General features: G+C 47.8%; 1 protein-coding gene. It reads left to right on the top strand.

Annotation, left to right across the window (positions count from 1 at the left end; genetic code table 11):
* A partial coding sequence (locus tag AAEY93_RS20650) for a hypothetical protein (RefSeq protein WP_351079544.1) occupies positions 1 to 270 on the top strand: 270 nt, incomplete at both ends.

Here is a 270-nt window from a genome sequence, read left to right as displayed (position 1 = left end):
CCTCAACACTTGTAACGGCGGAATGCATTATTCCGATGGCAGTCGATCTTCGTGTCATTCGTCGACCCGCGGCTTTTGATTTTCGTGAGCAGCTTGTAGCACCTGTACGTGGCGAGCGCGCCATCAGTCACACATTCATTCGTGCCGTAGATTTGCAAAAAATGGATGTCAAACTGCTTCAAGATGGCGACATTATTGTATTTGCTAAGGATCCTACAACAGCGCAAGGGGATCTTCGTCATATCTTGGTCAGGCATCTTGGGATTGTAA

It is taken from the genome of Shewanella sp. CAL98-MNA-CIBAN-0140, from assembly GCF_040309905.1.
GTDB classification, from domain to species: domain Bacteria; phylum Pseudomonadota; class Gammaproteobacteria; order Enterobacterales; family Shewanellaceae; genus Shewanella; species Shewanella psychromarinicola.
This window is presented reverse-complemented; position numbering and strand designations above follow the sequence as displayed.